Consider the following 23,195-nt stretch of genomic DNA (forward strand, 5'->3'; position numbering starts at 1 on the left):
ACTTCAAGTTAACTTTAAGTAGTAACATACGGAATGTGACGTAGTGATTAGGAAATGCGATGACTATTCTGAGAATTGAGGAGTGATACAAATGAAAAAGAAACAACTGGGTAACAGTGACCTTCAAGTATCTGCACTGGGTCTGGGCTGCATGGGTATGTCCGAATATTACGGTGAGTTGAACGATCAGGAGTCGATCAAAACGCTTCATCGTGCGCTGGAGCTAGGGATAAACTTCTGGGATACTGCCGATGTCTACGGTGTGGGGAAAAATGAAAAACTGATTAGCCAAGTTTTGCGGAACCACCGTGACGAAGTAGTGTTAGCTACTAAATTTTCTATTATGCGTGGGGAAGATGGCGCATTTATGGGGGTAAGCGGCCGTCCCGAATATGTAAAAGAGGCATGCGACCGCAGTCTGCAAAGACTAGGAGTAGATGTGATTGATTTGTACTACCAGCACCGTGTCGATCCGAATGTACCTATCGAGGAAACGGTGGGTGCGATGAGTGACCTGGTTCAGGCGGGAAAAGTCCGCTATTTGGGGCTGTCCGAAGCTTCTCCTGGGCTCATTCGACGCGCTCACAAGGTACATGCGATTACAGCCCTGCAAACGGAATACTCCTTATGGAGCCGGGAAGCAGAAGATGAAGTTATACCGACGTGTAAGGAACTGGGCATCGAATTTGTGGCCTACAGTCCACTTGGACGCGGCTTTTTGAGCGGGCAAATTCAGAAGTTTGATGATTTTGCAGAAGATGATTTCCGTCGCTCTGTGCCACGTTTTCAACCTGAGAATTTCCAGAAAAATCTGGATCTCGTGCAGCATGTTAAGGACCTTGCTGCCCAAAAAGGGGTCAAACCTTCTCAACTGGCGTTAGCATGGCTGCTTGCGCAAGAGGGAATTGTACCGATTCCAGGAACCAAGCGGGTTACGTATTTAGAGGAAAATGCAGGAGCCGTCGATGTGGTTTTATCCGCACAGGAAATGGAAGCTATTAACGCAATCATCCCCAAAGGAATGGCAGCAGGCCTTCGGTATCCTGCAGAGCGGATGCCGAATTGGCAAGCTGAATAATGAAGATAATGAGATAAACCCAAAAGCCTTCTTTCACGCGGATCGGCGTGAAAGAAGGCTTTGCGGGTTTCATACGGCCAAAGTTATCTTTTTACAAAACGGGAGCTTGCAATGCAGTATTGATATTTTGCAGATCCATCGAAAGCTGCTCTTTTACGTTCCAAGGGTGATACCAGCCGCGTTCAATCATGTATGTGGAAATTTGTTCATGCGTATCAATAGCTTCATCCAGTTGCTTTGTAAGAATTGCCTTAATTTCTGGAGTTCCCGCTTCTGTTACGGCCATAGCGTAATTTCTCACACCGCTTTTGGCCGCGTTCAGAAAATCGGCTGCAATGACTTGGTCCGTTAAGGTATGCAGTCCGGTCAAATGCTCCAACAGTGTATTCATGGCTTAACCTCCTGTGAAATGGCTTGATCTAAGAGGGTGCCGAGTTCTTGTATTTGGCGGGTTGATAAGTCAACATCCTGCTGTAATATAGCTTTGAGAGTCGGATCAGAGATTAATGCTTGCATTGTTTTGGACTTGGTAAGACATACTGCCTTGAACGCTGACAGTTCATGGACTTCAAGGGTTTCATGCAGGCCATACACCATATGACGTTTGCCTCCATTCAAAATATATAGTTAAGGTTTAAGTACCACTTTGATGCAATTGTCTTGTCTGGTATCGAAAATTTCATATCCACGTTTGGCGTCGCTTAACGGAATGACGTGTGTAACAACGTCTCCTGGGTCCACCTTTCCCGTATCAATCAGCTCATACATATAGGGCATATAGTGAATAACGGGAGCTTGTCCCGTACGTAAATTAACATTTCGCTGAAAAATGTCTCCCAAAGGAAAACCGTTATATCGTCCGCCGTATACACCGGTAACTTGAATGGTCCCGCCTTTGCGGACAGCTTGTGTGGCTATGACCAATCCTCCTAAAGCTCCACCGTGAAGTTTGAGACCAGAAGCCAAGGATTCTAGCGGAGACATTTTACCGCTCATGCCGGAACAATCAATAACTACGTCCGCGCCTCCTTTGGTCATCTCCTTCAGGTAGTTGCCAACGTTTTCTTGCGATTCCACATTAACGATCTCCACGTGATTGGTACGCTTCGCATGTTGCAGACGATAATCCAGATAGTCTGCCGCAATGACTCGTTTTGCCCCTTTGAACCAGGCGAACTTTTGCGCTAACAAACCTACCGGCCCACAGCCAATAACAATGACAGTATCCCCGTCCGTTACCCCTGCATTATCGACGCTCCAGAACGCAGTGGTCATGGCATCAGAGATCAAGCAGAGCTTCTCGTCAGAATGTTCACAACTCTCCGGAATTTTGAAGTGAGTGAAGTTGGCAAAAGGCACACGTAAATATTCAGCTTGTCCACCCGGATATCCACCAGTTGTTCCTGAATAGCCGAAAAAACCGCCCATTTCTCCATGCTCATTAGAATGATCACATTGGCTTTCCAATTGGTTTTTACAATAAAAGCATTCACCGCACGCTATGTTGAACGGAATGATCACGCGGTCTCCCTTTTTCAAGTTGGTTACGCCGCTGCCGACTTCCTCTACAACCCCCATCGGCTCATGCCCAATTACATAATCCTCTTGTAGATTCGGAATCATTCCATGAATGAGATGCAGATCTGAACCACAAATAGCGGTTGTCGTCAGTCTGACAATCGCATCGTCGGCTTTATGAATACTCGGGTCCGGGACATCTTTAACCACCACGTTTTTGATACCTTGGTAGGTCACTGCTTTCATGCCTGGTTTCCTCCCATATGTTCGTCCGGCGTGCGATCAAACATACCCTTGCGGGTGGTATTGTCTGGGAACAGTTTCATTTTACTGATGTCCACCGTCTTGTTGGCTGATAGTTGATCCAATTGATACTGCTTTTGCAGATCATAGGGATGAAACCATTTTTTTCGTACCATAAGATCAGTGATTTCCTGATGAAACGCGATGCCTTGATGCAATTGATTGCGCAACAGAGTTCTGGCATCTGGAGAGACGGTTTCCGTCAAGGCTATGGCTGTATTTCGAACCCCTTCCTTGACGCGAATCAGAAAGTCCATCGCAAATGTCATGTCTGCCATTTCCGGCATATTTAATGAGTTTTTTGGATCCACATAATCCATTCTTGCGGACTGGGTCTGATTTAATGTCACATCATTTCACCTCAATTTAAAATTGGTGTTGGTCGGAATTCTGGAACAGGTGCCTGAAACGGTGCTTTAACATACAATGCTTGCAAATCGGCAATAGCTTGTATAGATTGCTGAACATCTTTTTCCATTAAATCCTTTAGCTCTTGATCGAATACCAAGCCCTGCATTAATTTGGACTTGGCTAAGCATAACGTTTTAAAATTTAGCGCTTCGTGGATCTCTAGGGACTCATGCGCCGCTAATGCAGACTGTTGGCTTATCATAGGATCACCTTTCTTTTATGATTCTCAAAGGTATGTTGTCCAGCGTAACTATGTTTATTCAGAGCTATGAAAAGGTTAGGTTACCGAACGAGGGGGACTCTTTTGGAAGACCAGCGAGCGATTCCAGTAAGGCCTGTGCTCTTGAGTCTCCTTCAAAGGTTGGTGCTATTCCCCTTCAACCTTGCCAAGCGATTTTTTGGCCGGACCTTCAATGACTTCGCCTTGATATGAAAAGCGTGAGCCATGACAAGGGCAATCCCATGTTCTTTCCGCCTCATTCCACTCGACTTCGCAACCCATATGGGTGCATGTTGTGTCCACTAGGTGTAATGCTCCTTGTGGGTCTCGGTATGCGCCCGCCCTTTTGCCGTTCACCCGAATGACCGCCCCTTCGTCGTGCTGCAGTTCTTCGGCTTTTTTGTAGTTGATCCCCAATTTCCCAGCAATCAAATGTTTAGCCACATTCGCATTTTGAGTCACAAATGTTTTAATGTCGGGGTCCATATGAAATCTTGAAGGGGAGAAAAGATCCTGATACGGGCTTTCCTCCCTGGTAATCAGATTTGTATTTAATAAAGCCGCCGCTACACTTGTGGTCATCCCCCATTTTCTATATCCCGTAGCAACGAGGATGTTAGAAATGCTAGATAGTTCCTGCCCAATATAAGGGAGTTTGTCTAGCGTATACAAGTCTTGAGCCGACCAGCGATAAACGATCTCCTTTAATCCAAATGTTTGCTCTGCAAACTTTTGTAAAGCTTCATAGTACTGGAAAGTACAGATTCCTTGTCCCGTTTTGTGGCCTTCCCCACCGACGATGACCATCGGTTCACCGTTTATTAGTACAGAGCGAAGCGAACGTTTGGGGGTTTCCGCACTTAGGTACATACCACCCGGATAGGTTTTGTCCGTCTTGACCGCTAGTACATAAGACCGCTCGGCATGCAATCGCGCAAAATAAAGACTGTTTGGATCATTGAACGGAAAATGCGAGGAGGATACGACATAGTTGCAGGTGATTTTGTGCCCGTCGCTTGTATTAATAATGGAGGGGGTTCCCTTATCCACACCCACAACGGTGGTCTGCTCATAAATCTTCCCGCCTTGCCGGATGACTTGATTGGCTAGATACCTTAAGAAAGGAATCGGATTAAACTGAGCTTGGTTTTCCATCATAATAGCTGCTTTAGTTGAAAAGGGCAGAGGCGTTTGTTCGACATAACTTCCCGGGATGCCAAGTTCCTTGTAAGCTTTATATTCGTCGTTGATTTTTTCCACATGCGTATCCGCACATGTATAAACGTAGGCATCTTCTTCTGTAAATTGACAATCGATATGATACTCTTCTACCGTTTGTCTGATAAATTGAAGAGCATCACGGTTAGCTTCATAATAGAGTCGGGTTTTTTCCTTGCCAAAATGTGAAAGAAACTCGCTGTAGATCAAATCATGTTGTGCGGTAATTTTGGCGGTCGTATGGCCCGTTGTTCCATGAAGTATCCGTCCTGCGTCGACGACTGCGACGTTTAGTCCTTTTTTAGAAAGTAAATAAGCAGTGGTAATACCAGTAATCCCCGCACCTACAATGGCAACATCCACCTGAATATCTTCACTAAGTTTGGGAAAGTTGGGGATGTCAGTTGAAGCTAACCAATATGATTCGGGAAATTGCGGAAATGTGGTACGACATTCGCCTTGTGTCATTTTTACAAATACCCCTTTGATTACAATTTATGTATATTGTTATCATTGTGGGCTTTTATATTCACTAAACGACTCTCTTTAGTTTTTTTTTGATACGGAGGGAGTGATGGAAAAGAAACAAAACCGTCCTTAACGCGGATCGGCGCGAAAGGCGGCTTTGTAGGTTTACATATACAGCTAAGGACGTGGCTTAAAAATGCCGAAAGGACGCCCGACGGGCAGGAATGTACGGCCAAAATGAGCATTCAGAACGGCAGCTCCTGTACCATACAGTGAGAGCAGACCAATGCCCATTTCAGCATAAGCGGCGATGGTATGGAACACCTCTGGGGCAACGCCAAATGCATCGAAGCTAAGACCGAGGAACAGAAAATCAATCAACACAAAAATAAAGAATAGAACCTTATGCGTCTCCATCGCTCCAATGGTCATGAAAAGCGTAAAGATGAGATAGCCCGCAAAGGCAAAGCCGAGCTGTTTGCCATCTACAGCAGATGCCAGCTCTGAGCCGAATACGCCCATTTTAATCATCCAGCTACTGGCTACGGCCAACCAGAAGAAGGCGTAAGCACCAAATGCCGTCATGCCGAAGGTGTTGTTATGTTTTGCATCCTGAATGGAGGCAAATAGCTGTGCAAAAGCACCGAGAAATATAGCCCAAGGGATGATGAAGCTTAAGCCTTCGGTGAGGCCAAGCTTTTGGGATGAAGCCACAAGCGTTACAATAGCCAAGCCAAACAGGCCGATCGCACTCGGATCGGCCGTTATGATTTTTACGTTAGAATGAGATTCATTTTGCATAAAAAAATAGAAGCCTCCAATAATGTTCAAGTACGCGTCAATCTGCCGATGCCAGAATCACACTGACATATTGTAACGGAAACCGACGTACTCGCATAGTAGGTAAGTTATAAAATTTCTACCGATCTGTCTTGTGATGGGGCAAGGATTATTAAATGGTGTTACCGCAGGATTTGTGATAATATTTACACCTATATAGAATGAGGAAGTGACATAGTGATTAATATAACAATTCCAACTCCGGATATCACGATTACCAAACAGGTTAACCCTGAGCTTAGCCATATTTACGGATTTACCGACTTTCACCTGATCCCTAGAGATAAGGCTGGTATCTTTATGTTCTACAACACACAGGAGGAATTGCTGTTTGTTGGTAAAGCAAGAAAGCTGAGACAAAGAATCAAAAAACATTTTGAAGATACCGTATCGCCGATCAAGGACAAGCGGAACGAAGTAGCGATTATTGAGGTTTGTATTGTGGAAGATGCAGTAGAGCGAGAAATTTATGAAACCTACATCATCAATTCACAAAAGGCTAAATATAACGTCGAAAAAGTATTTTTTAAGTAATGGAGTAACTTCCATATGAAAAAAGAGCAATAAGTCGCAGTGACTGTACTGCCCTTATTGCTTTTTTGTATTTCTGCATTTTTGCATTTTTGATCCTTCCAGAGAGGGGCCGTGGTATGAATAAAACAGATCGTATGCTAGCGATCTTGCTAGAGTTGCAGCGTAAGGATATTGTACGAGCCGAGGATTTGGCAGCCATATTCGAAACGAGTGTGAGGACCATCTATCGGGATGTTCAGGCTCTAAGTGAATCGGGCGTACCGATTGTAGGAGCACCGGGCATTGGATATTCCTTGATGGAGGGGTACTTCCTGCCCCCCTTGAGCTTTACCGCAGAAGAGGCTGTGGCGTTGCTAATCGGAACGGATTTTGTCGAACAAAAATTTGATACAGACTACGGTATCAAGGCGCAAGCTTCCCGCAGAAAGATTGAAGCCATTTTACCGGAGAGCGTTCGCAGGGAAGTCTCCCGGGTGCGTACGACCATCAGACTGCTCGCAGTGGGTGAAGGAGCAAACCATAGAGAGAAAACCTATCTGGAAACGCTGCGTCTCGCTGTATTGGAAAAACGGAAAGTACAGTTTGGCTACTCCAAAAGAATGCCAGAGGCTGACGGGAATCGTCAAAGTGTGCGTGTGGTCGCTCCTTATGGTCTTGTCCTGCTCCGTGGTTCTTGGGTGTTAATTGGGCAATGTGAATTGAGGCAGCAGCTTCGTCATTTCCGTCTGTCACGTATGGACGAGCTTATCGTGCTGGAGGACAGGTTTCAGTTGCCCGCCGATTTTCATTTGCAGGATTACAAGCAAACCGATGACCGTCATGTAACTGTTCGCATACTAGCACGTTCGGATATCGCAGATAAGGTGAAGGAAGCGAACAACTTTTATATGGAGGCCATAGAGGAGCGTGCAGATGGACTACATATACTCTTCCGCGTCAGACAGCCGGAGGAATTACTGCAATGGGTACTTGGATGGGGCGCGGATATGGTTGTGCTGGAGCCTGAGTCGCTCCGGGAGCGGATACGTACGGAAGTGGAAAAAATGTTGAAATGCTACTGACATAATGCTGTCAGTAGCATTTTTGTATAGTAAAGCTACTTTGATAGAGAGGGGCAATTATTAATATATGAATACAACTGAAACATTACAGCGTTTCGAAGAAACGGCACAACACTATCTTCTTGAATTGGACAGCTTTAGCTTGGAGCAACTGCAGTACACACCTCAGGAGGGTCAATGGTCGCTTGGACAAATGTATCTTCATTTGGTGAACTCTGCACTGTATATGCATCTTAAGAACATTGATCTTTGTCTACAGCCTAATGGGGGGACCGGAGTTAAAACGGAGGCGGGTACGGCCATTTTTAATCTGGGGAGCTTTCCACCAATGCGTATCCAAGTTCCACCATCCCCGCAGTACACTCCCCAACAACCCACTAGCAAAGAAGAGATTGTGGAGGGATTAAACGTCGTGATCCGCAAGATGAGAGAGATTGAGCCAACCGTTGGGAAATCAACAGGGCCGTCTACCGTCTCTCATCCCAGTTTCGGCGCGCTGAATGCTGGAGAATGGTTTTCGCTCATCGAGATGCATTATCGTCATCATCTTTTGCAGAAGGAGCGCTTGAAGCACGCAATAGCCGATTAATCGTCTCCCGACGCAGCCCTATAAACTGGCCGATTTCCTCCTGCGTCAGCACGTCCGTTAACGTGGCGGGTGCGATGTAGGAGTGGAACCAGCGTTGAAGCTTCCGAAGCTTCTCGGCAGGTGACACCTCGGTGAGCTGGTCAATTCGTTGCTGCATCATGCGCAATTTGTCCTGTAGCTGCAAAGCGATCTCCCGACATTGAGCTGGGTCTTGCTCCAGCTTTAGATACCATTCTTTTTGCGACAAAACCCCAATCTCAGAGGTTACCAACGCCACCGCTGTACCATAATAAGGATTGGGGCTGATCAGGGAGTGGTGCGGGATGATTTCATCGGGCACAATCACATTAACTAAAATTTGCGAGCCGTCTTCATGGACTCGGACAATTTTTAACAAGCCGCTCTTTAAGTGATATAAAGGACCGGATTCTCCTTGTCGAAATAAGGTCTCGCCTTTGTGTAATATCATGAACGTAAATAGCCTCCATTCCATGTATTCCAGCTTTTAGATAAACCCGCCATTGACGCGGATCGTCTGCCCGGTAACCCACTGTGATTTGGCGCTGACCAGGAACTCAATCACATCAGCGATATCTTCCGGTTCGCCGAGCCGACCCATAGCATTCATTTTTTTCATGCCTTCGATTTGCTGCTCGGTTTTTCCTGCTTGGAAAAGCTCGGTGTTCACAGGACCGGGAGCCACGGCGTTGATCGTAATTTGCTTGCTTCCGAACTCCTTGGCTAGCTGACGTGTAAATTGCTCCACTGCGCCCTTGGTACCTGCGTATACGCTATATGCCGGGAACATTTGTCCGATCACGGATGTGGACAGGTTCACGATTCTTCCGTAGTTCTCCATATATTTCATGGCTTGCTGACAGGCAAAGAAAGTGCCCTTTACATTCAGTGCGAATTGTTTGTCAAAATCAGCTTCGGTTACCTCAGCCAGAGGTTGGGTGATCATCAGCCCAGCGTTGTTAACCAGAATATCCACTTTACCGAATTCAGCAATCGTATTTGTAAATAATGCTTCAATATCACTCATTTTGCCCAGATCAGCGTGAAGTGCTATGGCTTTGCCGCCTTTTTGGATAATGCCCTCCACGACTTCTTGGGCTTTATCCGGACTGCTGGCATAATTGATGATTACATTAGCGCCTAGATCAGCCAGTTGCTCGGCAATGGCACGTCCAATCCCTCTGGAGGACCCGGTGATAATTGCTGTTTTTCCGTCCAAATGCTCCATATGTGTTCAGCCCTGCTTTCCATATCTATTTTAAGTGATTCCTTTTTCTAAAAGCGTCCACACATCCGAAAACTCTTGATTAATCACAGGGCTCTTCCATTCGTAAGCATGAGCGGGGTGATGAAAACGGGCTGTGGCATAGAAAAGGGTACGCGCCAGTTGGGCTGGCTGATCTGATATGATGTCCCCGCGTGCAATGATATCAGCGAGATGATCCACAATGTGGGCGATATGCTGGTCGATTAAATCAGCGGCTTGCTCGGTGACCCTCGTATACATCTCGAACATTTCCTCGTCGTCGCGGGCATAATACTGTTTGAGTTCAACCAAGGTCTGTATATATCGTTTTAAGTGTGGCGTTCCCAGTATAGATGAATTCTGACAGACCTCCGTTAACGGGCCAATAATCTTTTCGTTCAGCCATTTCTCGGTCACGCCTTCAAGAAGCTCGGCCTTACTTTTAAAGTGTCGGTAAATGGTGCCATGACTTACTCCCAATACTTTGGCAACATCGGTTACGGAGGTTTTGGCTACACCAAAACGCCTAAGTGTGTCTTCAGTAGCAATGAGAATCTGTTCCTTGGTTAGCACATCTGAGGATTTTTCCATAGGGACACGGTCAAGTGCCGTGTGAGTCACCTCCTTGAAGTCAGGATAACACAAAGAGTATCAAATGACAAATATTCATTTTTGTCATTTGATACTCTTTTTTTTAAGAATCCAAAGAAATGAACAGAAAAACTACAATAGCGATTCGATGACAGGATCAATGGTGCAGGACTCCGTTGTTACTTCAAACCTTCCTTTTACCTGGCCATCGCGATCGACCAAGAATTTAGAAAAATTCCACTTGATACCGTCGCCATCGTATATTTCTGGATACTTATCCCGCAGGAAATCCTCCATCCATTGACCGTCTTTGGTTTGGGTATCGAAGCCTTGAAACGGTGCGTGTTGGGTCAGATATTGAAATAAAGGATGAGGAGATGAGCCTCTTACATCCGTCTTCTCAAAGAGCGGGAAGGTTACTCCATGGTTAATTTGACAGAATCCCTGAACCTCCGAATTGCTACCTGGCTCTTTTTCATTGAATTGGTTACAAGGAAACGCGAGGATTTCAAAGCCTTGTTCCCTCCGTCTCTCGTAGAGCCTCTGCAGATCCGCGAATTGACTGGAGAAGCTACACTTGCTGGCTGTGTTTACAATGAGGAGAACCTTTCCTCTGTAGTCTGAGAATTCAATCGGTTCCCCGTTAATTGAGGTTGCTTGAAAATCATAAATAGACATGTTAACGTTCCTCCTCACGTTATTATTTAATACATCATATATCCAGAATTATTATTGGTCTAATATATTATTGGGATCAACTTTATAGGTATTTACAATAACTTCGTCATGCAGAATACATTGTCCATCTCTCTCTTGAAATCAAAGAAGACTCGCCTTAAAGAAAGTAGGAGATTTGCCTCTTTCATAGCAAACTGTGGCATTCGCCGTTACCAAGATAGAATATAGATGCATATTCATGTAATGTGTGCAAAAACCCAACAGAATCGAGGGATATTCGTGCCCATTGGAAAGATGATTCAATACAAGGAAATGCAACAACATCCCATTTTACGTTCTCACTTGCCCGAAACCCGCTGGATCAGTAATGCAAGGATTTTACGGATGCTGGATTCCTATCGCACAGTCTTTATCAAGCCTAATTATGGGAGTGGAGGAACTGGCATCATACGTGCGAAAAAGCTGGGGAGGAAATATGAGGTTCGTTGTGGCTCCAGTCGCAGAGTCGTTAGATCCCACGCCGTAAGAAGAGCAGTTAGAACCTATCGGAGACCTCATCGTCGTTATTTGGTACAGCAAGGACTTAAGTTAGCCAAGTACAAAGGTTCCATTTTTGATGCCAGAGTGTATATGCAGAAGCCGGAATCGGAATGGGTCATTTCAGGAATAACCGGTCGTGTCGCTGCACCTCGAAAAGTCGTTACCAACTATCGGAAGGGAGGACATGCGGCGCCGTTGTCCAAAGTGCTTTTAAGGGTCTTTAAAAATGACAGAATAAAAATGAAAGAGATTCTGGACCAGATCATCGAGCTTTCTAGAATCATTGCCGACACGATAGATAAAAATCATCCGGTTCGCGAGCTGGGTATCGATCTTGCTATTGAAAAGAGCGGTCAAATCTGGATTATCGAGGCTAATCCGCATCCCGGACATATGTTGTTCAGGCAGCTCCCCAATCACAAGATGATTCGCAACATTTTGAGAAACAAACGTCGTATTCATCATTAGGATAAAGTTTTTGAAATCATTCATTGATAAGAAAAGGAGGAGAACGCCCAAGCAAAAGTGCGGGAGCGTTCTCCGTTTTTTTTGTTAAATGACTGACGGATTTAAGACGAAGCTTTTATGTTAAAATATGTCCGCCATCCACATGAAGGACGGTTCCGGTCACAAACTGATTTTGAATCAAATAAAGTACACCTTGTGCAACATCCTCCGCAAGTCCAACTCGCTTTACAGGAAGCTTATGCGCGACCGTATCATAGAATTGATTACGCGTATTTTCAGGCATTTTGCTGCGGGAAGGTGTATCAATAATGCCGGGTGAGACGACATTCACGCGGATGGGAGCAAGTTCTAACGCCAAGGTTTGACCAAGATTCGAAACCGCTGCATTCACAGCACCGAGCGCAGAGGAGCCAATCATCGGCTTGTATGCCACCACTCCTGAAAATAAAGTAATGGAACCCTTGGTTGAGAGTTGGGAAGCCCCGTATTTAGCTGCATAATATTGGCCCCAAAATTTGTTTTCGAATAGCTTGCGGGCTTGATCCGTCTCCAACTGAAGGAATGACCCGCTTTAGGGAAGTAGTGATATTTAATTCATATAGTTTCCCAAAAGGAACTATTGTGATACCATTGGTTTTAACAGATGATTTTTGGAGGAGTTCCCATGCACGCCCAAGAACCTATTGAATTGACCAAAGGAATACCAGGCAAGCCGTGCCCTATTGCCCAAACACTTGATTTGATCGGAACGAAATGGACTTTTCTAATCATCCGTGATCTGCTTATCGAAGGAACACTGAGATTCAGCCAACTTCAGAAATCCATGAAGGGGATTAGTCCCAAAACGCTTTCCCTACGCCTGAAGGAACTTGAAGATAACGGCCTGTTAGAAAGAAAGGTATATGCCGAGGTTCCACCGCGAGTTGAATATTCGTTAACGGAAAAAGGGAAGCGACTGGAAAGTGTTTTTATTGAGCTGAAGAGATTTGGCTTAGATTTAGAAGCAGATCATTGAGGGATATGACTGCAACATTCCGAGGTATCGTTGAGCTGAACGATGCCTATTTCTTATATATATAAAGGGAAGCGCTTACTATAAAGTTCACAGAAAGTTCACTTATGTGGAGGTTTTGACTATTTATATAATTACCAAGGTACACAGAAGGGATGATGGAATTGCCAACAACGAAGAAAGAAAATTTTTATTTTGGTTTAATGATGTGCTTGGGGATGGTCGTATTCATGACATTTTATAATCTATATACAAATGACTTGATTGGCATAATATCTCTAAAAGTAATGTTTCTTCAATTTATTTTATGTTTTATCATTGCTTTCGTATTGGAATTATTTATTGTCGGTCCACTAGCAAAGAAGATAGCCTTCTCATTACCATACGACAAATCTAAAAAGGTATTTGTGATTCTGTCCCTTTCATGCTGTATGGTCATTGGAATGGTTCTTTGTATGTCACTTTATGGATTGGGAACAGCTTACTTTTTTAATGGTCTTTCGGGAGATTCATTATTTAAAAATTACTTATCTTTAGTTTTTAAGAATTTTATTTTTGCTTTCCCTCTGCAGCTCTTAATTGTAGGGCCGCTTGTTCGGTACTTATTTGCTAAATTCGTGAAAGGAACACGAATTGCGGTATCTATAAGCTAAAACGTAGTCAATGACGTTATACGATAGCTCAAAAGCCGCCTTCTGTCTGAGAAGGCGGCTTGTTTTTACCCAGAAGTCTCAGTATCTTTACAGTGTTTGTCCGCTGTCCACCGTAATAATCTGGCCTGTCATGGCTTCCTGTTCCAAAGCAGAGCAGATCATGCTGGCAATATCCTCCGGCGTAGAAATGCGCTGTAGGAGCAAATGAGGAAACAGTTGCTTCATTTGTTCTTCCCTGCCTGCCCACCATCTTGTCGCCACGGCTCCCGGCACGATGCAATTGACGCGAATATCCGGTGCCAGTACTCGTGCTAAAGATTTGGTCAGCCCGTGGACGGCCGCTTTGGATACCGCATAGGGAAGAGAGGAACCTAGCCCTGTTTGCCCTGCTATACTTCCCAGATTGACGATAGCTCCTTGTTTACTACGCTTCATAAAAGGAGCTACGGCTCTGGCACAGTAAAACATGCCTTTTACATTTACATCAAATAGATCATCCCATACCTCTTCCGTGGCTGCCTCCAGATCATCCATAGGAATGTGATGTGTAATGCTAGCGTTATTCACGAGTATATCAATCGTACCGAATTGCTGGACAATCTGGCCAACCATAGTTCGAACTTCCTGATCTCGGGAAACATCTGCCTGTAATGCGATAGCACGTCCGCCCTTTTCAAGGATCATACGTACCGTTTCCTCAGCATCGTTTTTAGAGCGGGAATAGTTTACGACTACCGTAGCTTTTCGATCTGCCAAGGCCATACATACGGCTCTCCCAATTCCTGTACCTCCACCTGTAACCAGTGCTACTTTTTGATGTAAATCCATATATATTCGCTCCTTCTCCAAACAGTTCATTTTGCGTCTGAAAATAATATGATCTGATATGTATCATTGTAGAGGATGTATTGTGTTCTGTATAATTGAATTAACTGAATTTATGATTCAATAAAATTGAATTAATTGGGCATATAGGAGACTGAGAATGGACATTAAAACGCTTAAAACATTTCAAATGATTGTGAATTACGGGAGTTTTATGCGTGCAGCGGAAGAGTTGAATTATGCACAATCTACCGTGACGATGCAAATACAGAAGCTGGAGTCCGATATGGGAATTCAACTGATCGAACGGGGCAAGAAAATAAAGTTAACTGAAGCGGGCAGGATGTTTTACGAGCAAAGTCTACATATTGTAAAGGATATGGAGCAATTGCAGGAAAATATGGACAATCTGCAAAGAGGGACTACAGGTAACATTCGTATAGGAGTGACCGAACCGACTGCCAGTTATCGACTACCAGAAATTTTAAAACGCTTCTTAACCCATTATCCGAATATTCGGGTTTCTATTGAGTTTGGGAATACCCCTACCTTAAGCGAGCGTATTCTCAAGGGAGATATTGACTTAGCGCTGTGTTCCACACCAGATGTGGGCACAGAGCTATATTTTGAACCTTTATTTAAGGAGAATTTTGTAGTTTTGATGCCTGAAAATCACCCGCTTGCGGAAAAAGAAAACATTGGGCCAGAGGATTTACAGGGGCACCGGTTGCTTATTACATCGGCCACCTGTCCATATCGTCGCAAACTTGAAATGGTCATGAAGGAATATGGAATAACCACGCTAGACACGATGGAGATTGGCAGCATGACGGCTCTGAAATTTTATGTGGAAAGCGGTTTGGGTATTGCCCTTGTGCCACAGATTCTGGTCAGTCCTATCCCGGCAGGAGTAGCGGTGAGGGAATTAAGCGGCAGCCTGATCGATATGACCTTCGGCCTTCTTTGCAAAGCAACAGACTATCCGCTAAGGCTGGCAAGCTCAAGGCTATATTCTGTGTTGAAGGAGGAGCTTGGGGAATGGTCCTCGGTGCATTGAGCTAGAGTAGCGAGTATGCAGGGAATTGTGTTTTCTGTCACCTTATGATGTAAATGTAGTACGGTATAAAACCGACTGCAATCGGCAGTCGGTTCGGTTTGTTTACTTTTTCTTAATCGGAATCCAAACTTCACTTCGGTAGTCTTCAGCATGTGAATCTCCCATAGTGTACACTTCCAGTTCCGGGCCGCCTGAATGCTCATAATTACTGGCAGGGAACCATTCCTGAAAAATTCTTTGCCATACCTTTTGGATCGAGTGAGGCATAGGGCCGATGGATGTAAACACTGCCCAGGTTGAAGCCGGAATGGTTCTGGATTCCAGCCCATTCGCGGTCGCTACGTCTTCGCTGCCTTCTGCGGCGATTAAGTAACTAAACGTCTCCTCCCCATGTTTCATGTCCAAGCATATACCGAGTATATCGTCGCCTGTCCCCAAGGCATGAATCCGATCCGATGTACCATCCGCATTCAGTTCGTTCCAGAATTTTGGGATTTCTCGAAGATTATCGCCGTTCTTAGTGGTGACTTGAATGGACTTGCCAATGACCGTAAAGGCCGCTTTCTCTACAATTTTGTAATCCATTTCCTGATCTCCCTTCAACGATAGATGGAAGGTGATGCGTGGAAAAGCTTTCAGGTTCACCCCAGGGCTTCTGGCCTCAGTGGGAGAAATACCGTGTACCTTCCGGAACGCTTTAGAAAAAGATTCGGGGGAATCATATCCGTATTTGAACGCTACATCCAACACCTTGGCGGAAGAAAGACTCAATTCCTGAGCAGCCAAGGTCAATCGACGTTTACGCACATATTCTGCTACCGTGACGCCGGTTAGCATATGAAACATACGTTGAAAATGGAAAGGAGACGAATAGGCTGCCTTTGCAATTTCCTCGATATCGAGTGGCTGCTGCATTCTCTCTTCCATCAGATCGAGAGCGTTCTTGATCCGAAGCAACCATTCCAACCGCATCACCTTCCTTAGTTGTAATCATATCATTAGGAGTATCTGTAATCCTGTCTTTGCGTGCTCTAGTTGAACAGGTTCTGTCGCCTAGTTTAATGTGGCTTGTACTTGGTTTCAAGACATAATTTCACAATGAAATTTTGGAGAAACAATGTGCCTGCCCCCTTGTGTTCATAATTAAAATTTGGGACAATGAAAGAGGCGCTTAAATAGCGCAGATAGCTTAAACATGCTATGATGCAATGATGGTTGAGACGAATGGTGCGTGCTTAGTTTTATATAGAGGAAGACGAATTTGAATGTTTTGAAAAGAGGATCGAACATGAAAAAAGAATCCATTTATGGATTAACGCTAGATCAATTGACAGCATGGCTCATCGAGCATGGACATAAGAAATCCCGGGCATTGCAGGTATGGGACGCATTGTACCGGAAGCGGGTTACTGATTTTGCAGCGATGGCAGAGGTTCATGAGGATTGTACTCGCCTGTTGGCAGAGCACTTTTCCATTGAAACACTTGAAGAACACGTGAAGCAACAGTCAGCAGACGGGACGGTCAAGTTCTTGTTCCGGCTTCAGGATGGTAATTTGATTGAGACGGTATTGATGCGGCATAAGTTTGGCTTATCCGTATGTGTGACTACGCAGGTAGGATGTAACATTGGGTGCAGCTTCTGTGCGAGCGGATTGTTGAAGAAGAGCCGTGATCTGTCCAGCGGTGAAATTGTAGAGCAAATTATGAAGGTCCAGCTGTATCTGGATCAGGAACGTCCGGGCGACCAAGTCAGTCATGTTGTTGTGATGGGAATTGGCGAACCGTTTGATAACTTCGTGAACCTGTCCGATTTCATTCGGGTCATTAAGGATCACAAAGGGCTGGCGATTGGGCCGCGGCATATTACCGTTTCCACAAGTGGACTTGCTGATAAAATCATTGAATTTGCAGATTCCGACCTGCATGTCAATCTGGCGATCTCCCTCCACGCTCCGAATAATGAGATTCGTACTCGCATTATGAAGATCAACCGTGCGATTCCGATTGAGAAACTCATGCAGGCGATTGATTATTATTTGGACAAAACAAATCGTCGGATTACGCTGGAGTACATCCTGCTGAAGGATGTTAATGACGGTAAGGAGCATGCGCTCGAACTGGCTGAGCTGGTGGGCCATCGTCGTAATCTGGCCAATGTAAACCTGATTCCGTACAATCCGGTGGATGAGCATAGCCAATACCAGCGGAGTGAGTCGGAGTCGATTACGGGCTTCTATGATGTGCTGAAAAAACAAGGCATTAGCTGTAGTGTTCGGCTGGAGCATGGAGTCGATATTGACGCAGCCTGCGGACAGCTACGCAGCAAGCAAATCCGTAAGGATGCCAAGGGTAGCCGCAATGCGGAGCGCGAAGCCATTAGTTAAATACACAAGCGTACTCTCTAACAGGAGTACGCTTTTTTATATCACGAGTCGTAGGGCGAAACGTTGCCCTAAAATGTGAAAATAGTCACGTAATAGTTGCTGCTTTTACGTTATAGTGAGTGGTTAGTGGAGGGGTTATATGGCTAACGTAATTTCGAATGTGGCGCTCGTTCCGGGCATCTATGTGATGAAAATAGAGGGAAAGTTTAAAGGGAACATGGGGCAGTTTTACATGCTGCGCAGCGGGACAGGTTATCCACTGCTGCCCAGACCCATCAGCATTTATGATATCGGGGAAGAGAGTATTTCCTTTTTGTACCGGGTTGTTGGAGAGGGGACAAATTTGTTTTCCCAATTACAGCCTGGTCAGGAGATTCAGTTAGAAGGACCTTTCGGAAACGGTTTTCCGCAGGTAGAGGGTAGTTTGGCTTTAATCGGCGGTGGCATGGGTACAGCTCCGTTGCTGTTGGCTGCAAAGTACTACCCGCATGCGCATGTTTACCTGGGGTTTGCACAGCAAGCCTTCGGGGTTGAAGCGTTCGAAGCTGTGGCGGCATCTGTACAGGTCAAGGTAGGGGGAAGCATCGTCGAACAGGTCGATCCGACGCTTTATGCAAATATGTTCTCCTGCGGGCCAACTCCGATGTTGCAAGCACTCGCCATGAAAACGGTGGATACGTCGTCCCGTTTATATATTTCAACTGAAAGACACATGGCCTGTGGTATTGGCGCATGTTTGGGCTGTACGATGCGTACCCGTGGAGGCAATCGGAGGGTATGTAAAGAAGGGCCTGTATTCCCGGTGGAGGAGGTGGAGTTCGATGATCTCCATGGCGTGTAATATTGCGGGTGTACCGTTCAAGAACCCAATCATCATGGCTTCCGGTACGTTTGGATTCGGACGTGAGTATGCGGAATTTTATTCTCCTGAATTATTGGGCGGTATCGTCGGCAAGGGACTAACCCTGCATCCGAAGGCTGGTAATACGGGATCACGAATACATGAGACAGCATCCGGCATGCTCAATAGTGTAGGGCTGGAGAATCCGGGGGTTGCCGCCTTTTTGAAGGATGAACTGGATGACATGACTCACTGGAACACGGCTATTATTGCCAACGTAGGCGGCTCCAATCTGGAGGAATATGTTCAGGCCGTAGCGATGATTACGGAAAACGCGCAAAAACGACGCACGATGAATCGAAGAGGCGTCGATATGCTGGAATTGAACATTTCGTGTCCCAATGTGAAGCAGGGTGGAATGCAATTTGGTATCCAGACGGAGGTAGCGCGGGAGGTTGTGCGTCAGGTGCGCAATGTGACTGCGCTTCCATTGGTCGTCAAGCTGTCTCCAAACGCAGAGAACATCACGCAGATGGCGGTTATGTGCGAGGAAGAAGGCGCAGACGGAGTTTCGCTGATCAATACATTTTCTGCAATGAAAATAGATATACGCCGGCGTCGCAGTGTCTTCGCCAACACGTATGCTGGTCTTTCCGGCCCGGCAATTAAGCCAATTGCCTTGCGCATGGTTCACCAGGTGGCACAGGCGGTGTCGATTCCGGTAATCGGGATGGGCGGGATTAGCTCGGTAGAGGATATTATTGAATTCACCATGGCAGGGGCCGCTGCCATTCAGGTGGGAACGTACAACTTTGTCCATTTACATGCAGGGGCTGAACTGGTACATGGACTTGAACAATGGATGCAGCGGGAAAAGGTGCAGTCATTGGATGAGATACGGGGAATTTTGTGAATTTGAAATCTTTTAGCATACACTAATTCATATAGAACCGGCTTGTCTTTAAAAGACAAGCCGGTTTTATTTATTTACTGAAATAGCCAAGCTTCAACTAGTGGTTAATATCGCACTTGTTCAAGATGAACGAAATTTTTGATTTTCCAGCCGATGAATGGCTTACGAAATAAGAAGGAAATTGTCAAACGGTGTCGAATAACAAGGGATTATAGGGAAAGAGATAGGCTCTTTTTCCTAATGGAGAGCTTGACAAAGAAGCTGGGTGATGGGATTGCGGTTAATAGGTAAGTCGAAGCCGAGACGACAATTCAAGGTTTCGCTACAATTCATGATTATTATTTTGGTTGTTTTAGTTATTATTATTTCCTTAATTATATCCTTGCTTCTCATTCGTAATTTCGTAATTAACCAACATTTTGATAATACGAAGGAAAAACTTTCGGGTATTGCCAAGGTGGTCGCTAGTGACAACGATGTTATTCGTAATGTTGAGCAGAGAGTCCCTGTGAAGCAGATCCAAGACTACTCGCTTGGAGTCATGCACAACGTTAATGTGGATTTTGTAGTCATTCTGAACCACGATTTAATTCGGCTATCTCATCCGAATGCAACGATGGTTGGCAAACCGTTCTCTGATTTGAATGATGCCAGAAGAGCGCTATCCGGTCAGGGACATTTTTCTGAGAATATAGGTATTTTGGGCAAAGGTTACCGATATTTTACGCCGATATTTAATCAACAGCATGAGGTCATTGGGATTGTATGTGTAGGGCTGACCATGAGAACCCTAAATCATGATTTGATGCAGGCGCAGTATACCATTTTTGGGGGGCTGATGCTGGGACTCTTTAGTGGAGTTTTGGGCGCGATCATTCTGGCTCAGAAAATCAAAACGATTTTATTTGGGCTTGAGCCGCAAGAGATAGCAACACGATTGCGCGAAAAAGAAATTATTGAAAATGAGGTCGCTGAAGGAATTATAGCCATTTCGGCGGACAAGAAAATTATGCTCATGAACAAAGAAGCTCAGGCCAAGTACCAACTGGCGAACCAAGAGATAAAAGCCCCGATTGGCGAGCAGCTAGATACCAACTTTTATAACGTGCTCTTCAAGAGAGTGTTTGATGATAAGAAGAAGATCAAGGATCGCTCATTTTATGTGAATGGTATAGAAGTCATTGCGACAGTAACCCCTATATATATAGAAAATGAGTTTTTTGGAGCGGTTGCAACGTTACGCGACCAATCCGAGATGATTCATCTTAGCAACCAGTTAAGTGGTACAAAATATTATATTAACTCCCTTCGCGGACAGACCCATGAATTTATGAACAAAATGCACGTAATATCCGGGCTGATTGAAATGAGGAAATATGCGGAGGTCAGTCAATATATTCAGCAGCTAAATCACCGGTATCAAGATGAGGTAGGTTTTCTGACTGAGAGAATTAAAGTTCCGGCATTAGCAGGTTTTATTATGGGTAAAATCAACGAAGCACGCGAACAGAATATTTCGGTTCTTCTTGCAGAAAGCTCGAATGTCTCTAATGTGGAGATGCAGGATATCGTTCATGATGTCATACACATCCTGGGTAATTTTTTTGACAACGCCATAGATTCCATCTTACAAAAAAAAGAACCCGGCAAAATTGAGCTGAAATTGAACTATGAGTGTGAGGGAAATGTATTTATTTTGAAAGTGAAAGATAATGGGTTGGGGATTGATTTTGAAATGCAAAAAAGAATATTCGAGCATGGCTTTTCAACCAAAGGAGAAGACAGAGGCTACGGCTTGAATCTGGTAAAAACCATGGTGGAAAATCATCAAGGAATCATTGAGCTTGATAGCCAACCGGGTCTGGGAACAAGTATTTATGTAGAGTTGCCCTGTACATTGGAGGTGACAAATGAATGAAAGTTCTAATTGTTGAGGATGATCCGATGGTTGCTGAGCTCAATCAACAGTTTATCGAGCGCATGGACAATTTGGACGTTGTATGTAAGGCAGATACCGTCAAGAAAGCACAGGACTGTCTTCAAAAATGGAAACCGGATCTGGTATTACTGGACGTTTATTTACCTGGAAAAAGCGGATTAACTTTATTATCACATATGCAGGAGCATCAATATCATGCTTCGGTTATTTTAATTACGGCTGCAAAAGATATTCAGACGGTGAAGGAAGCTGTTTTTTATGGTGTTGCAGACTATTTAATTAAACCCTTTACATTCGAACGCTTTAGACTGGCTGTTGAGAAAATCCAGCGCCTAGCCTCGGTGATGGAGGAAGGGAACGGAATTAATCAAGCTGTCATTGACCATTATTTTAATAAAGAAGAGTATACGGGTGTGGAGAAGAAAAAACCTGTTGAACATCCATCGCATAATCTACCGAAAAACCTGTCTAAAAATTTGTCCAAACTGACCATGACTACGATACTGAAGAGTATTCAAGAGCTGGACGGACCATTCTCGGTTGAAACGTTAGCCAGAGAAGTGGACCTGTCCCGTATCACGGTAAAAAAATATATTCAGTTCCTGGTGGACGATGGCTTCCTGGTTGAATCGATAGAATATCACAAGGTTGGCAGGCCGCTAATGCTCTATCAGTTAAATCCTGATGTAAAAGAACCGCTATTTCCATTGTAATCTGGAAATAGCGGTTCTTTTTTTGTTCACAAGAGTACCGGGCTTCCTAATTATTTCATAGAGAGAACAGGAAGTGGGACTAGGTTATCTGAAGAATGAGTTGTAACGATATCATGGAAGTTGTCATAGCTAGTTTCAATCATGTTGGATAACGCCGTAACGGTATTCGAGCCAGCATGAGGCGTTACCAAAACTCTTGGATACAGCTCCACAAGCTTCTGGATCGTTGGGTCCGGGAGCATTTGCCATGGTTCAAAGGCTCTAAAGAATAATTCATCTTCTTTAGGGAAGACATCCGTAGCGAAGCCTTCCAGATGGTTACTGAGCAAAGCGTCCAAAATGGCTTGGTTATCTTGTAATTCTCCACGTGATGTATTGATGAGAATAGATCCTTTTTTCATTTTTGCTAAAAAGCTGGCGTTAATCATTTTGTCGTTCTGTCCCGGCAGATAAGGAACATGCACACTAACGACATCACACTCTGCCAGTAATTCATCCAAGGTTGTGAATGGAATGACTTCCTTGGCCGCGTCCGATTGGTACACATCATAGCCGATAACAGAAGCACCTAATCCTTTAAATAATTTGGCTTCCGTCAGACCGATGCGGCCGACCCCAATAATCCCAACTTTACAATTGTGAATCTCTTTGCTGAATGTATGCTCGTCCACAATGAAATTTTTGAACGAGCTTTTGGTAGTCATATAAGCGGTGTGTCGGAACAGCATCATTGCTAAGGTTAAGGAGAGCTCGGCGATGGCATTCGGAGAGTAGGATGGCACGCGTGCCACCTTCATTCCGAATTCGCTGCAGGCATCCAAATCAATGTGGTTGATTCCGACTGTTCTGGTAAAAACATATCGAATGCCGTATTTATTGAATTTTGTGATATTTTCCCGATTGGCAGCACAGTTTCCTCTTAGCAAAACGGCATCGTGATGCTGTGCCAATTCTGCATTGCTAGTGGTTAACAACTCTTCTACCAGCGTTAGTTGAAAGTTATATTTATTGAGATCCTGGAAATAGGGTTTCTCATAAGAACGGACACCATAGCAAATGATTTTTAACATGTTGT

Annotated in this window: 27 protein-coding genes and 1 pseudogene; 13 read left to right on the forward strand and 15 right to left on the reverse strand. The window is 44.7% G+C overall.

What is annotated here, in order from left to right; translation table 11 throughout:
• Positions 1–91 precede the first annotated feature (91 nt).
• The gene (locus tag WA407_RS00720) at positions 92–1,078 is read left to right on the forward strand and encodes an aldo/keto reductase (protein ID WP_254328065.1); all 987 of its coding nucleotides are present in this window, start codon (positions 92–94) and stop codon (positions 1,076–1,078) included.
• A gap of 91 nt (positions 1,079–1,169) precedes the next feature.
• Here the strand turns inward: WA407_RS00720 and WA407_RS00725 are convergent, their stop codons facing one another.
• The 7 genes from WA407_RS00725 to WA407_RS00755 form a co-directional block, all read right to left on the reverse strand.
• The gene (locus WA407_RS00725) at positions 1,170–1,469 is read right to left on the reverse strand and encodes a spore coat protein (RefSeq protein ID WP_025719163.1); all 300 of its coding nucleotides are present in this window, start codon (positions 1,467–1,469) and stop codon (positions 1,170–1,172) included.
• Positions 1,466–1,675, reverse strand: coding sequence for a hypothetical protein (locus tag WA407_RS00730; protein ID WP_235306748.1), 210 nt, complete (start codon positions 1,673–1,675; stop codon positions 1,466–1,468). The genes WA407_RS00725 and WA407_RS00730 overlap by 4 nt, the downstream gene beginning before the upstream one ends.
• Positions 1,676–1,705: 30 nt before the next feature.
• Positions 1,706–2,842 carry a zinc-dependent alcohol dehydrogenase gene (locus tag WA407_RS00735; RefSeq protein WP_336076572.1) on the reverse strand — a complete coding sequence of 379 codons (1,137 nt, stop codon included), beginning with the start codon at positions 2,840–2,842 and terminating at the stop codon, positions 1,706–1,708.
• Entirely contained in the window at positions 2,839–3,219 is a 381-nt protein-coding gene (locus WA407_RS00740; RefSeq protein WP_336076754.1) for a spore coat protein, read from the reverse strand. The genes WA407_RS00735 and WA407_RS00740 overlap by 4 nt, the downstream gene beginning before the upstream one ends.
• 41 nt (positions 3,220–3,260) lie before the next feature.
• Positions 3,261–3,512, reverse strand: a complete 252-nt coding sequence (locus WA407_RS00745) for a hypothetical protein (protein WP_061829797.1) — start codon at positions 3,510–3,512, stop codon at positions 3,261–3,263.
• A 165-nt stretch (positions 3,513–3,677) separates the two neighbouring features.
• On the reverse strand, positions 3,678–5,216 hold the full coding sequence (locus tag WA407_RS00750) for an FAD-dependent oxidoreductase (RefSeq protein WP_336076573.1): 1,539 nt from the start codon (positions 5,214–5,216) through the stop codon (positions 3,678–3,680).
• Between the two features lie 177 nt (positions 5,217–5,393).
• Positions 5,394–6,017, reverse strand: a complete 624-nt coding sequence (locus WA407_RS00755; protein ID WP_069290703.1) for an acetate uptake transporter — start codon at positions 6,015–6,017, stop codon at positions 5,394–5,396.
• A 216-nt stretch (positions 6,018–6,233) separates the two neighbouring features.
• Between WA407_RS00755 and WA407_RS00760 the strand changes: the two genes are divergently transcribed.
• From WA407_RS00760 to WA407_RS00770, 3 genes are all read left to right on the forward strand, one after another.
• Positions 6,234–6,590: a nucleotide excision repair endonuclease gene (locus tag WA407_RS00760; protein ID WP_023991017.1), complete on the forward strand. Its 357-nt coding sequence runs from the start codon at positions 6,234–6,236 to the stop codon at positions 6,588–6,590.
• 116 nt (positions 6,591–6,706) lie between these two features.
• Complete coding sequence (locus WA407_RS00765) at positions 6,707–7,651, forward strand: helix-turn-helix transcriptional regulator (RefSeq protein WP_336076574.1); 945 nt, start codon at positions 6,707–6,709, stop codon at positions 7,649–7,651.
• A gap of 67 nt (positions 7,652–7,718) precedes the next feature.
• Positions 7,719–8,240, forward strand: a complete 522-nt coding sequence (locus WA407_RS00770; RefSeq protein ID WP_336076575.1) for a DinB family protein — start codon at positions 7,719–7,721, stop codon at positions 8,238–8,240.
• Here the strand turns inward: WA407_RS00770 and WA407_RS00775 are convergent.
• The 4 genes from WA407_RS00775 to WA407_RS00790 all read right to left on the reverse strand — a co-directional run bounded on the left by WA407_RS00775 (position 8,173) and on the right by WA407_RS00790 (position 10,773).
• The gene (locus tag WA407_RS00775; RefSeq protein WP_069290701.1) at positions 8,173–8,709 is read right to left on the reverse strand and encodes a Crp/Fnr family transcriptional regulator; all 537 of its coding nucleotides are present in this window, start codon (positions 8,707–8,709) and stop codon (positions 8,173–8,175) included. The genes WA407_RS00770 and WA407_RS00775 overlap by 68 nt on opposite strands.
• Before the next feature lie 36 nt (positions 8,710–8,745).
• Positions 8,746–9,486 (reverse strand): SDR family oxidoreductase, encoded by a 741-nt coding sequence (locus WA407_RS00780; protein WP_235306742.1) that lies wholly within the window; start codon positions 9,484–9,486, stop codon positions 8,746–8,748.
• A gap of 30 nt (positions 9,487–9,516) precedes the next feature.
• The gene (locus WA407_RS00785; protein ID WP_061829804.1) at positions 9,517–10,095 is read right to left on the reverse strand and encodes a TetR/AcrR family transcriptional regulator; all 579 of its coding nucleotides are present in this window, start codon (positions 10,093–10,095) and stop codon (positions 9,517–9,519) included.
• Between the two features lie 132 nt (positions 10,096–10,227).
• Positions 10,228–10,773 (reverse strand): glutathione peroxidase, encoded by a 546-nt coding sequence (locus tag WA407_RS00790; protein ID WP_336076576.1) that lies wholly within the window; start codon positions 10,771–10,773, stop codon positions 10,228–10,230.
• Between the two features lie 228 nt (positions 10,774–11,001).
• Between WA407_RS00790 and WA407_RS00795 the strand changes: the two genes are divergently transcribed.
• Entirely contained in the window at positions 11,002–11,781 is a 780-nt protein-coding gene (locus WA407_RS00795) for a YheC/YheD family protein (RefSeq protein WP_165178168.1), read from the forward strand.
• A gap of 115 nt (positions 11,782–11,896) precedes the next feature.
• On the opposite strand, the pseudogene WA407_RS00800 reads toward WA407_RS00795, so the two are convergent.
• Positions 11,897–12,349: pseudogene (locus WA407_RS00800) on the reverse strand (SDR family oxidoreductase); the annotation flags it as partial.
• A 96-nt stretch (positions 12,350–12,445) separates the two neighbouring features.
• On the opposite strand from WA407_RS00800, the gene WA407_RS00805 reads away from it, so the two are divergent.
• Together WA407_RS00805 and WA407_RS00810 are read left to right on the forward strand one after the other, a co-directional pair.
• On the forward strand, positions 12,446–12,796 hold the full coding sequence (locus WA407_RS00805; protein WP_069290696.1) for a winged helix-turn-helix transcriptional regulator: 351 nt from the start codon (positions 12,446–12,448) through the stop codon (positions 12,794–12,796).
• A 161-nt stretch (positions 12,797–12,957) separates the two neighbouring features.
• On the forward strand, positions 12,958–13,446 hold the full coding sequence (locus WA407_RS00810; protein WP_336076755.1) for a hypothetical protein: 489 nt from the start codon (positions 12,958–12,960) through the stop codon (positions 13,444–13,446).
• Positions 13,447–13,533: 87 nt separating this feature from the next.
• Here the strand turns inward: WA407_RS00810 and WA407_RS00815 are convergent, their stop codons facing one another.
• A complete protein-coding gene (locus WA407_RS00815) occupies positions 13,534–14,274 on the reverse strand; it encodes an SDR family NAD(P)-dependent oxidoreductase (protein ID WP_336076577.1) in 741 nt (246 codons plus the stop codon).
• A 157-nt stretch (positions 14,275–14,431) separates the two neighbouring features.
• Between WA407_RS00815 and WA407_RS00820 the strand changes: the two genes are divergently transcribed.
• A complete protein-coding gene (locus WA407_RS00820) occupies positions 14,432–15,328 on the forward strand; it encodes a LysR family transcriptional regulator (RefSeq protein ID WP_336076578.1) in 897 nt (298 codons plus the stop codon).
• A gap of 102 nt (positions 15,329–15,430) precedes the next feature.
• Here the strand turns inward: WA407_RS00820 and WA407_RS00825 are convergent, their stop codons facing one another.
• Positions 15,431–16,300, reverse strand: coding sequence for an AraC family transcriptional regulator (locus WA407_RS00825; RefSeq protein ID WP_336076579.1), 870 nt, complete (start codon positions 16,298–16,300; stop codon positions 15,431–15,433).
• A 316-nt stretch (positions 16,301–16,616) separates the two neighbouring features.
• Between WA407_RS00825 and rlmN the strand changes: the two genes are divergently transcribed.
• The 5 genes from rlmN to WA407_RS00850 all read left to right on the forward strand — a co-directional run bounded on the left by rlmN (position 16,617) and on the right by WA407_RS00850 (position 22,120).
• Entirely contained in the window at positions 16,617–17,714 is a 1,098-nt protein-coding gene (gene rlmN / locus WA407_RS00830; RefSeq protein WP_023991003.1) for a 23S rRNA (adenine(2503)-C(2))-methyltransferase RlmN, read from the forward strand.
• 139 nt (positions 17,715–17,853) lie between these two features.
• Complete coding sequence (locus tag WA407_RS00835; protein ID WP_069290692.1) at positions 17,854–18,555, forward strand: dihydroorotate dehydrogenase electron transfer subunit; 702 nt, start codon at positions 17,854–17,856, stop codon at positions 18,553–18,555.
• On the forward strand, positions 18,536–19,468 hold the full coding sequence (locus WA407_RS00840) for a dihydroorotate dehydrogenase (RefSeq protein WP_061829812.1): 933 nt from the start codon (positions 18,536–18,538) through the stop codon (positions 19,466–19,468). The genes WA407_RS00835 and WA407_RS00840 overlap by 20 nt, the downstream gene beginning before the upstream one ends.
• Before the next feature lie 268 nt (positions 19,469–19,736).
• Positions 19,737–21,386 (forward strand): ATP-binding protein, encoded by a 1,650-nt coding sequence (locus tag WA407_RS00845; RefSeq protein ID WP_336076580.1) that lies wholly within the window; start codon positions 19,737–19,739, stop codon positions 21,384–21,386.
• Positions 21,383–22,120 carry a response regulator gene (locus tag WA407_RS00850; protein WP_336076581.1) on the forward strand — a complete coding sequence of 246 codons (738 nt, stop codon included), beginning with the start codon at positions 21,383–21,385 and terminating at the stop codon, positions 22,118–22,120. Before WA407_RS00845 ends, WA407_RS00850 begins: the two co-directional genes overlap by 4 nt.
• A 50-nt stretch (positions 22,121–22,170) precedes the next feature.
• Here the strand turns inward: WA407_RS00850 and WA407_RS00855 are convergent, their stop codons facing one another.
• Positions 22,171–23,190 carry a 2-hydroxyacid dehydrogenase gene (locus tag WA407_RS00855; protein ID WP_336076582.1) on the reverse strand — a complete coding sequence of 340 codons (1,020 nt, stop codon included), beginning with the start codon at positions 23,188–23,190 and terminating at the stop codon, positions 22,171–22,173.
• Between the last annotated feature and the right edge of the window lie 5 nt (positions 23,191–23,195).

The organism is Paenibacillus sp. 203, assembly GCF_037027525.1.
Classification (GTDB): Bacteria; Bacillota; Bacilli; order Paenibacillales; family Paenibacillaceae; genus Paenibacillus; species Paenibacillus polymyxa_B.

What these genes read in the sequence shown, in the direction of transcription:
- WA407_RS00720 (WP_254328065.1), top strand. Translation starts at nt 92, where the DNA reads ATGAAAAAGAAACAACTGGGTAACAGTGACCTTCAAGTATCTGCACTG.
- WA407_RS00725 (WP_025719163.1), bottom strand. Translation starts at nt 1,469, where the DNA reads ATGAATACACTGTTGGAGCATTTGACCGGACTGCATACCTTAACGGAC.
- WA407_RS00730 (WP_235306748.1), bottom strand. Translation starts at nt 1,675, where the DNA reads ATGGTGTATGGCCTGCATGAAACCCTTGAAGTCCATGAACTGTCAGCG.
- WA407_RS00735 (WP_336076572.1), bottom strand. Translation starts at nt 2,842, where the DNA reads ATGAAAGCAGTGACCTACCAAGGTATCAAAAACGTGGTGGTTAAAGAT.
- WA407_RS00740 (WP_336076754.1), bottom strand. Translation starts at nt 3,219, where the DNA reads ATGGATTATGTGGATCCAAAAAACTCATTAAATATGCCGGAAATGGCA.
- WA407_RS00745 (WP_061829797.1), bottom strand. Translation starts at nt 3,512, where the DNA reads ATGATAAGCCAACAGTCTGCATTAGCGGCGCATGAGTCCCTAGAGATC.
- WA407_RS00750 (WP_336076573.1), bottom strand. Translation starts at nt 5,216, where the DNA reads ATGACACAAGGCGAATGTCGTACCACATTTCCGCAATTTCCCGAATCA.
- WA407_RS00755 (WP_069290703.1), bottom strand. Translation starts at nt 6,017, where the DNA reads ATGCAAAATGAATCTCATTCTAACGTAAAAATCATAACGGCCGATCCG.
- WA407_RS00765 (WP_336076574.1), top strand. Translation starts at nt 6,707, where the DNA reads ATGAATAAAACAGATCGTATGCTAGCGATCTTGCTAGAGTTGCAGCGT.
- WA407_RS00770 (WP_336076575.1), top strand. Translation starts at nt 7,719, where the DNA reads ATGAATACAACTGAAACATTACAGCGTTTCGAAGAAACGGCACAACAC.
- WA407_RS00775 (WP_069290701.1), bottom strand. Translation starts at nt 8,709, where the DNA reads ATGATATTACACAAAGGCGAGACCTTATTTCGACAAGGAGAATCCGGT.
- WA407_RS00780 (WP_235306742.1), bottom strand. Translation starts at nt 9,486, where the DNA reads ATGGAGCATTTGGACGGAAAAACAGCAATTATCACCGGGTCCTCCAGA.
- WA407_RS00785 (WP_061829804.1), bottom strand. Translation starts at nt 10,095, where the DNA reads ATGGAAAAATCCTCAGATGTGCTAACCAAGGAACAGATTCTCATTGCT.
- WA407_RS00790 (WP_336076576.1), bottom strand. Translation starts at nt 10,773, where the DNA reads ATGTCTATTTATGATTTTCAAGCAACCTCAATTAACGGGGAACCGATT.
- WA407_RS00795 (WP_165178168.1), top strand. Translation starts at nt 11,002, where the DNA reads ATGCATATTCATGTAATGTGTGCAAAAACCCAACAGAATCGAGGGATA.
- WA407_RS00805 (WP_069290696.1), top strand. Translation starts at nt 12,446, where the DNA reads ATGCACGCCCAAGAACCTATTGAATTGACCAAAGGAATACCAGGCAAG.
- WA407_RS00815 (WP_336076577.1), bottom strand. Translation starts at nt 14,274, where the DNA reads ATGGATTTACATCAAAAAGTAGCACTGGTTACAGGTGGAGGTACAGGA.
- WA407_RS00820 (WP_336076578.1), top strand. Translation starts at nt 14,432, where the DNA reads ATGGACATTAAAACGCTTAAAACATTTCAAATGATTGTGAATTACGGG.
- WA407_RS00825 (WP_336076579.1), bottom strand. Translation starts at nt 16,300, where the DNA reads ATGCGGTTGGAATGGTTGCTTCGGATCAAGAACGCTCTCGATCTGATG.
- rlmN (WP_023991003.1), top strand. Translation starts at nt 16,617, where the DNA reads ATGAAAAAAGAATCCATTTATGGATTAACGCTAGATCAATTGACAGCA.
- WA407_RS00835 (WP_069290692.1), top strand. Translation starts at nt 17,854, where the DNA reads ATGGCTAACGTAATTTCGAATGTGGCGCTCGTTCCGGGCATCTATGTG.
- WA407_RS00840 (WP_061829812.1), top strand. Translation starts at nt 18,536, where the DNA reads ATGATCTCCATGGCGTGTAATATTGCGGGTGTACCGTTCAAGAACCCA.
- WA407_RS00845 (WP_336076580.1), top strand. Translation starts at nt 19,737, where the DNA reads ATGGGATTGCGGTTAATAGGTAAGTCGAAGCCGAGACGACAATTCAAG.
- WA407_RS00850 (WP_336076581.1), top strand. Translation starts at nt 21,383, where the DNA reads ATGAAAGTTCTAATTGTTGAGGATGATCCGATGGTTGCTGAGCTCAAT.
- WA407_RS00855 (WP_336076582.1), bottom strand. Translation starts at nt 23,190, where the DNA reads ATGTTAAAAATCATTTGCTATGGTGTCCGTTCTTATGAGAAACCCTAT.